This is a genomic window from Pseudofrankia sp. EUN1h (genome assembly GCF_001854645.1).
Classification (GTDB): Bacteria; Actinomycetota; Actinomycetes; order Frankiales; family Frankiaceae; genus Pseudofrankia; species Pseudofrankia saprophytica.
Window position 1 is genome coordinate 127,726 of record NZ_MBLN01000041.1, and the last position, 6,414, is coordinate 134,139.

Below are 6,414 nucleotides of genomic sequence, written 5' to 3' on the forward strand. Positions count from 1 at the left end.
GACGGAACCGCGATGGAGCGCCTGACTCCCCAGCAGGTGATGGAGACGCTCGCGGCGTCCTGGCGACCCGACGCGATGAGCGACCCGGCGACGGCCGAGCGCTGGGTGACGTTGTTCGCGGACCACATCGTGCTGGTGGAACCGGCGTCGCTGCCGCACGGCGGCGTCCACCGGGGGCTCGACGCGTTCCGCGCCGTCCAGGCCGGCATGCGCGAGCACTGGGAGCAGCGCATCGAGGGCACCGAGTACTGGCGGTGCGCGGAGGATCTTTACGCGCTGCGGATCGTCATCCGGTGGACGGCTCGGGCCACCGGCCGGTCGATCGTCCTGCCGATGATCGACCTGATTCGGATCCGCGGCGGCCAGATCGTCGAGATCGAGGCCTTCGTCCACGACACGAAGGCCCTGCTAGACACGCTGGGATAGCGACCCACCGCGTCGCGTGCCTCCCGGCTGAGTCCCCGCCTGCTGGGCGAATGCTAAACGAGCGCTCACTTATTGCTATTCTTCTCGCGGAATGGCCGAGGACCCGTCGGTGTCCAGGCCACTGACGTTCGTGAGGTGGAAGATGGACGTGACGGCGACGCCGCCAGGCCCGGCCGAGGCCGCGATCGACGACGAGTGGGTCGAGCACCACTTCGACCACCAGTCGGCCGCATTGGCCCAGGACTTCCATCCGACGCTGGCGCGTGCCCGCTCGCGCTGCCCGGTCGCGCACAGCGACCAGCATGGCGGCTTCTGGGTCGCCACCGGCTACGAGCAGGTGCTCGGCATCGCCCAGGACTGGGAGACGTTCAGCTCCGCCGACGGCATCACGATCGCGGCGACGGAAAAGCACACGATCCTTCCGGTCACGATCGACCCGCCGCTGCAGCGCGAGTTCCGCCGCGTCATCAACCCCTCCTTCCGGCCCGTCGTCGTCGCCGAGTGGGAGAAGCAGACTCGCGACCTGGTGAACCGGCTCATCGACGGCTTCATCGAGCGCGGCGAGTGTGACTTCATGGCCGACTTCGCCCGGCCACTGCCGGGGCTGGCCTTCTTCGAGTTCGCCCTGCACGCGCCGTCGGAGGACCTCGCCCAGGTCAACGAATGGGCGATCACGACCGCGCAGCCCGTCCCCGAGGCGCGCGAGTGCATCTTCAAGCTCGCCGGCTGGATCGCCGAGCGCATCGCCGAGCGGCGCGAGACGGGACCGCGCGGCGACGTGATCGACGCGGTGATCGCCGCCGAGATCGAGGGCCGGCCGATCACCGACGCGGAGGCAATCGGCACCATCCACCTGCTCATTCTCGGCGGTCTCGACACGACGGCCGGCGCCCTCGGCATGTCGATGCTGCGGTTCTGCGAGCACCCCGAGATTCCGGAGCTGCTGCGCGCCCGGCCGGAGCTGATCCCGAACGCGGTGGAGGAGCTGCTGCGCCTCGACAGCTCGTTCATCTCGGTCGCGCGCACCGCCCGCCGCGACACCGAGGTGAACGGCCAGCAGATCAAGGCGGGCGAGCAGATCCTGCTGTACTGGGCCGCGGCCAACCACGACGAGAACKAGTTCGAGAACCCGGAGACGTTCGACGCGGAGCGCCCCCGCAACCGGCACATCGCCTTCGGCGCCGGCCCGCACCGCTGCGCCGGCTCGAACCTCGCCCGGATGAACCTGCGCATCGCCGTCGAGGAGCTCGTCAACCGCCTGCACGACATTCGGCTGGCACCCGGCGCCGAGGTCGGGTTCCACTCGACCTACAACCGCGCCCCGCTCACCGTCCCGATCACCTTCACCCCGGGGGTTCGGCTGTCACCAGCGGAAGCCGAGTAGGCGGCTCGGCCCGGGCCCGGCCCGGGCCGGTCCGGGCCCGTCGGTCCGCCGCCGGCGTGGTTCAGCCGACGAGGCGAGCGTCGGCGGCGCGGGCGCTCGCCACGTCGGTGAGGGACGACACGGTGCGCCACAGCCGGTCGATCTGGTCGGGCTCGGGGGAGCGCTGCCGGCGGGCGGCGCCGGCGACGATGACCGCCAGCTTCACGGTCGCCAGGACCTCGTAGTACGGCAGATGCCGCAACGTCGCCTCGACGGTCGGGGTGCTCTCGTCCTCGGAGTCCGACGGCGCGGCGTCGGCCGCGGCCGACGTGTCCGCGAGAGCGGCCGACGTGAGGGCATAACGCTCCACCAGGTCGGTGGCGGACGGCATCGCGGGGTTGGCGTCCGCGAGGTGGCCACCGCGGCCGGCCCACAGGACCCGGCCCGCGTCACCCCAGTAGCTGAGCAGTGCGCCCAGATCGGCGAGTGCGTCGCCGAGAGCGGCCAGCTCCCAGTCGAGCACGGCCAGTACTCGGCTGGGTTCGCCGGCCGCGTACATGACGTTCGCCAGGTTGTAGTCGCCGTGGACAAGCCGACGGGGTGCCGCCGGCGGGCGGCCGCGTTCCAGGATGTCGAACAGCGTGTCCAGCCCCGGTAGCGGCCGCGCGGGGTCCTGGGAGAGCCCCCATTGGCGCCGCCACCGCCGCAGCGTCCGGTCGAGGAACGACTCCGGCCGGGCCAGCTCGCGTAGCCGGTTCCGCTCCGGACGCACCGCATGCACCGAGGCCAGCGTGTCGGCGAGCGACAGGCCGACCCGGCGGGCCGTCTCGGCCGGCAGCGCGGCCAGCTCGGCCGCGCTCGCGTGGATGACGCCATCGAGGTGGCCCATCAGGTAGAAGGGCGCGCCGATCACCTCGGGATCCGAGCAGGCGGCCACCATCCGCGCCACCGGAACCCCGGTCGGCGCGAGCGCCTCCTGGATGCGGTACTCCCGCACGACGTCGTGCGCCGTCGGCAGCGCGCCGCTGACCGGTGGCCGCCGCAGCACCAGGTCGAGTCCCGCGCCGCGCACCCGGAACGTCAGGTTGGAGGCGCCCCCGGCCAGCTGGACAACCTCCAGGTCGCCGCCGTCGGCGTCGGCCGGAAGGAGCCGTTGCGCCCGCAGCCACCCGGCCAGCCTGCTCACCGGCACCGCCTGCTCGACCAACCCCTCGCTCACCGTGGAACTCCCGCCGTGAGCGCGGATGCCGACACGAATTCCCAGTCCATGGCCACTCCTGTCGCGGGGAGAGCCCACCGGCGGCCGCGCGGCGGGGCGGGCCCAGACGCACGCGGCAGGCTACGGCACCCGGCCGCGCCGACGCACCTGATCAGTTGCCCGTGGAGGTGGGCAGGACAAGACTCCCCTTGCGTCGGCTGAGGCGAAGGCACTGCTGCCCCGTCGGGTGACCTGGCGGTGGCGACTGCGGCCGGGAGGTGGGTACGAGGTGAGTGAGGCGACCGAGGAACGTGCCGGGCACTCGAACGACGGGGTGCCAGGGGACGGGGCACGGATGTTCTTCTACGACTCGAACACGTTGCCGTATCGGAGCAACCAGGAACTCTCCGAATGGTTACCGGAGGACCAGCGGGAGGTCTTTCTCGACGCCGTCGGGCGCGACATGCTTTCGACGACGATCCTGCTGTCGCCGACCATGACGGTCGTCCGGTCGAGGGTCGGTCCTGGCGCTCAGGTCAAGCCGCACCGGCACGGCACGCACCAGCTCACCTACGTGCTGTCCGGTGAACTCCGTTACGGAAGGCGGATCACCCGGGCGGGCCAGGGTGTTTTCACGCCGAACCAGAAGTACACCTGGGTCGCCGGCCCGGAAGGCGCCGAATGGATCGAGATCCACGACGGCACCCCCAAGCCCTACGACCTGGACTGAGCCTTATTCGCCTTGTTCGTGGCCTCGTTCGTGGCCTTGTTCGCGCAGGCGGGCGGCGTAGTCGTCGCGGCCGGCGGAGTCGATGAGTTCCAGGCGGAAGCCGTCGGCGCGGACCAGGTAGGCGAAGAGGGCGGGGCGGCCGTTCTCGTCCGGCTTCGTCATCTCCAGGCGCCAGCCGTCGCTCGTGAGCCGGGTGATGTCGGCCGCCAGGTCGTCGGTCCAGTAGGCGAAATGGTGCAGGCGCGGGCCGGCGGTCTCCCAGATGGTGCCCGGTTCTCCCGCGATGAGGTCGAGGTGAATGGGGCCCTGCCGGGAGACGCAGGACGTCGGCCGCGGCTGCGGGACGCCGTCGACGGTGTGGAACAGGCCCGCGCCGGCCGTGGGCGTAGTCCAGGTGATGCCCAGCGCCCGGGTGAGATCCCGCATCGAGGCGCCGAGGTCGTCGGTGGTGATGCCGATGTGGAAGGGCACCGCGTCCATGACCGCTCCCGGTAGAGACCCGCGCCAGCCACGGCGCGCCGTCGGCCCCGGGCGGGCCGCCGCCGGCTGCCGTCACAGGGGCGTTGACCGCGCCGAAACGTCGACGCTACTTTTCCTCCCGTTGCATGCAAGACTACCCTTGCATCGCTGTTTGGGAGGCCTGGATGGCGCCGTACCCGACCTCGACGTTCGACCACCTGTCCCCGGCGGTCGCCGGCCCGGCGTACTGGGACGCGGTCCGGGAGCTCGCCGGCCTCGGCCCGCTGACCTGGGTCGAGAGCGGTCGCGGCTACTGGGCAGCGACCTCGTGTGACCTCGTGCTGCGCATCGCGCAGGACTGGGAGACGTTCACCTCGACCGAGGGCGTGTCGATCACCCGCCCGGGGTTCGACCTGATGCCGCGGCTGGTTCCCATCGAGCTGGACCCGCCGCGCCAGCGCGCCTACCGCCGCCAGGTCAACCCGCACCTCACGGTGACGTCACTCGCTCACCTCGAAGACCCGATCAGGGGCGTCGCCGACGAGCTGATCGACACGTTCGTCGACGCGGGAAGATGCGATCTCGCGGTCGACTTCGCCCGCAAGCTGCCGGGCACCGTCCTCTTCCGGCTGCTGTTCCAGGCGACGGACGAGGACTTTCACGCCGTCGAGCCCGCCGCGCGCGCCATCAGCTTCGAGTCGGACCCGCGGAAGACGGCCGCCGGCGCGGCGACGTTGCGGGCCTGGGCCGCCGGCGTCTTCGAGAGCCGGAACGGCCAGGCGAAGCGTGACGACGTGGTGAGCGCCGTCCAGTGCCTGAACGACTCGGGCGAGACGTTCGTCGACCACGAGTTTCTGTCCGGCCTTCAGCTGCTCATTCAGGGTGGCATCGGCACGTCGGCCAGCGCCATCGGCGCGACCATGCGGATCCTCGCCGAGAATCCGTCCCTGCAGGCGGCCGTCCGCGCCGACCTCTCGCTGGTGCCGGCGCTGGTCGAGGAATGCCTGCGGCTGGAGACACCGCTCCCGCTGATGTTCCGCACGGCGACCCAGGACGTCGAGATCCTCGGCCGACCCATCAGGAAGGGCGACAAGGTCGGCCTGTTCTTCGGCGCGGCGAACCGTGATCCCGCGGTCTTCGAGCGACCCGACGAGGTGGTTCTCCACCGGCCGCGCAACCGGCACCTCACCTTCGGCGCCGGGCCGCACCGCTGCGTTGGCTCGAACCTCGCCCGGTTACAGGTCCGGGTGGCGATCCGCCGGCTGTTGGAAAGGCTCGGCCCCTTTCACGTCCCCGCCGGCGCCGAGATCACCTATTTCAGCCTTCAGGCCCGGGGACCGGCGTCCATCCCGCTCGTCTTCGAGCCCACGTGACGCGCGACGCCGTGCCGCGCGACGCCGTGCCGCGCGACGCCGTGACGAGTAACGCCGTGACGCGCAACGCCGTGACGCGCGACCCTTTGTCCGCCCAGGGCGCGCGTATCGCCGGTGCCCGCGTCGCGGCTGCGTAGTCTGGCGCCGTGAGCGCGAGCCAGGGGGCCACCGATCAGGGGACCTCGCGCCAGCAGGCCACGAACCGGGCCATCCGGCCGCCGGGATCGCGGCGGACGACGCGTGACCGGATCCTCGAGGCGGCGATGGACGTCTTCGCCGAGGCCGGGTTCACCGGCGCCACCATCAGCGAGGTGGAGCGGCGCGTCGGCCTGGCGGTGGGCACGGGCAGCCTCTACCGGCATTTCCCGTCCAAGGAAGCGCTGCTGACGGCCGCCGTGGAGCGAGAGGTCACCCGTCTGCGCGCCGAGATGGCCGAGAGGCGCGCGGCGATTCCCCCGTCGGTGGACCCGGTGGAGCACCGCCTGCACGTCTACGAACAGCTGCTCGCGGACATCCGCCGTTTCGACCGGCTCTTCCGGCTCATGCTCAACGAGGGCGACCGCGTCCCCGAGCTGCGCGCGGCGATCTGGACCGCGCTGCAACGGCCGGTTCTCACCGAACCGCGGGACGAGGACGTGGTCGACGCGATCGCGGTCAGCGCGCTGGGCGGCTATCACCTGTTCTCGACGATGCAGGGCCACCCGTTCAACGGCGTCGGCCAGGAGCAGTTCCTGCGCACCCTCGTCGACCTCACCCGGCAGCGGGCAGAGGAAACTGCCGTACCCGCCGCCGAGCAGGGCGACTAGCCCGCGTCAGGTCAGCCCAAAGGGCGCGCGACGATGGCGGAGCCTCGCGCGCCCGGAGG

7 protein-coding genes are annotated in these 6,414 nt (G+C 71.5%); 5 read left to right on the forward strand and 2 right to left on the reverse strand.

Translation table 11 applies throughout. From position 1 onward, the window contains the following. The first annotated feature begins 12 nt into the window (after window positions 1-12). Together BCD49_RS09200 and BCD49_RS09205 are read left to right on the forward strand one after the other, a co-directional pair. Window positions 13-426, forward strand: a complete 414-nt coding sequence (locus BCD49_RS09200; protein WP_007508222.1) for a nuclear transport factor 2 family protein — start codon at window positions 13-15, stop codon at window positions 424-426. 142 nt (window positions 427-568) lie between these two features. Continuing rightward, the gene (locus tag BCD49_RS09205) at window positions 569-1,810 is read left to right on the forward strand and encodes a cytochrome P450 (RefSeq protein WP_071041393.1); all 1,242 of its coding nucleotides are present in this window, start codon (window positions 569-571) and stop codon (window positions 1,808-1,810) included. Window positions 1,811-1,871: 61 nt separating this feature from the next. On the opposite strand, the gene BCD49_RS09210 is transcribed toward BCD49_RS09205, so the two are convergent. Next, window positions 1,872-3,008, reverse strand: coding sequence for a phosphotransferase family protein (locus BCD49_RS09210; protein ID WP_007508218.1), 1,137 nt, complete (start codon window positions 3,006-3,008; stop codon window positions 1,872-1,874). A 268-nt stretch (window positions 3,009-3,276) separates the two neighbouring features. On the opposite strand from BCD49_RS09210, the gene BCD49_RS09215 reads away from it, so the two are divergent. Next, the gene (locus BCD49_RS09215; RefSeq protein WP_007508216.1) at window positions 3,277-3,717 is read left to right on the forward strand and encodes a cupin domain-containing protein; all 441 of its coding nucleotides are present in this window, start codon (window positions 3,277-3,279) and stop codon (window positions 3,715-3,717) included. Window positions 3,718-3,720: 3 nt separating this feature from the next. Here the strand turns inward: BCD49_RS09215 and BCD49_RS09220 are convergent, their stop codons facing one another. Next, a complete protein-coding gene (locus tag BCD49_RS09220; RefSeq protein ID WP_007508215.1) occupies window positions 3,721-4,197 on the reverse strand; it encodes a VOC family protein in 477 nt (158 codons plus the stop codon). A 164-nt stretch (window positions 4,198-4,361) separates the two neighbouring features. On the opposite strand from BCD49_RS09220, the gene BCD49_RS09225 reads away from it, so the two are divergent. Continuing rightward, window positions 4,362-5,549, forward strand: coding sequence for a cytochrome P450 (locus tag BCD49_RS09225; RefSeq protein WP_007508213.1), 1,188 nt, complete (start codon window positions 4,362-4,364; stop codon window positions 5,547-5,549). A gap of 146 nt (window positions 5,550-5,695) precedes the next feature. Then, entirely contained in the window at window positions 5,696-6,355 is a 660-nt protein-coding gene (locus tag BCD49_RS09230) for a TetR/AcrR family transcriptional regulator (RefSeq protein WP_232794208.1), read from the forward strand. Window positions 6,356-6,414: the final 59 nt, after the last annotated feature.

Coding starts and splice junctions, on each gene's coding strand:
- BCD49_RS09200 (WP_007508222.1), top strand. CDS start 13: ATGGAGCGCCTGACTCCCCAGCAGGTGATGGAGACGCTCGCGGCGTCC.
- BCD49_RS09220 (WP_007508215.1), bottom strand. CDS start 4,197: ATGGACGCGGTGCCCTTCCACATCGGCATCACCACCGACGACCTCGGC.
- BCD49_RS09225 (WP_007508213.1), top strand. CDS start 4,362: ATGGCGCCGTACCCGACCTCGACGTTCGACCACCTGTCCCCGGCGGTC.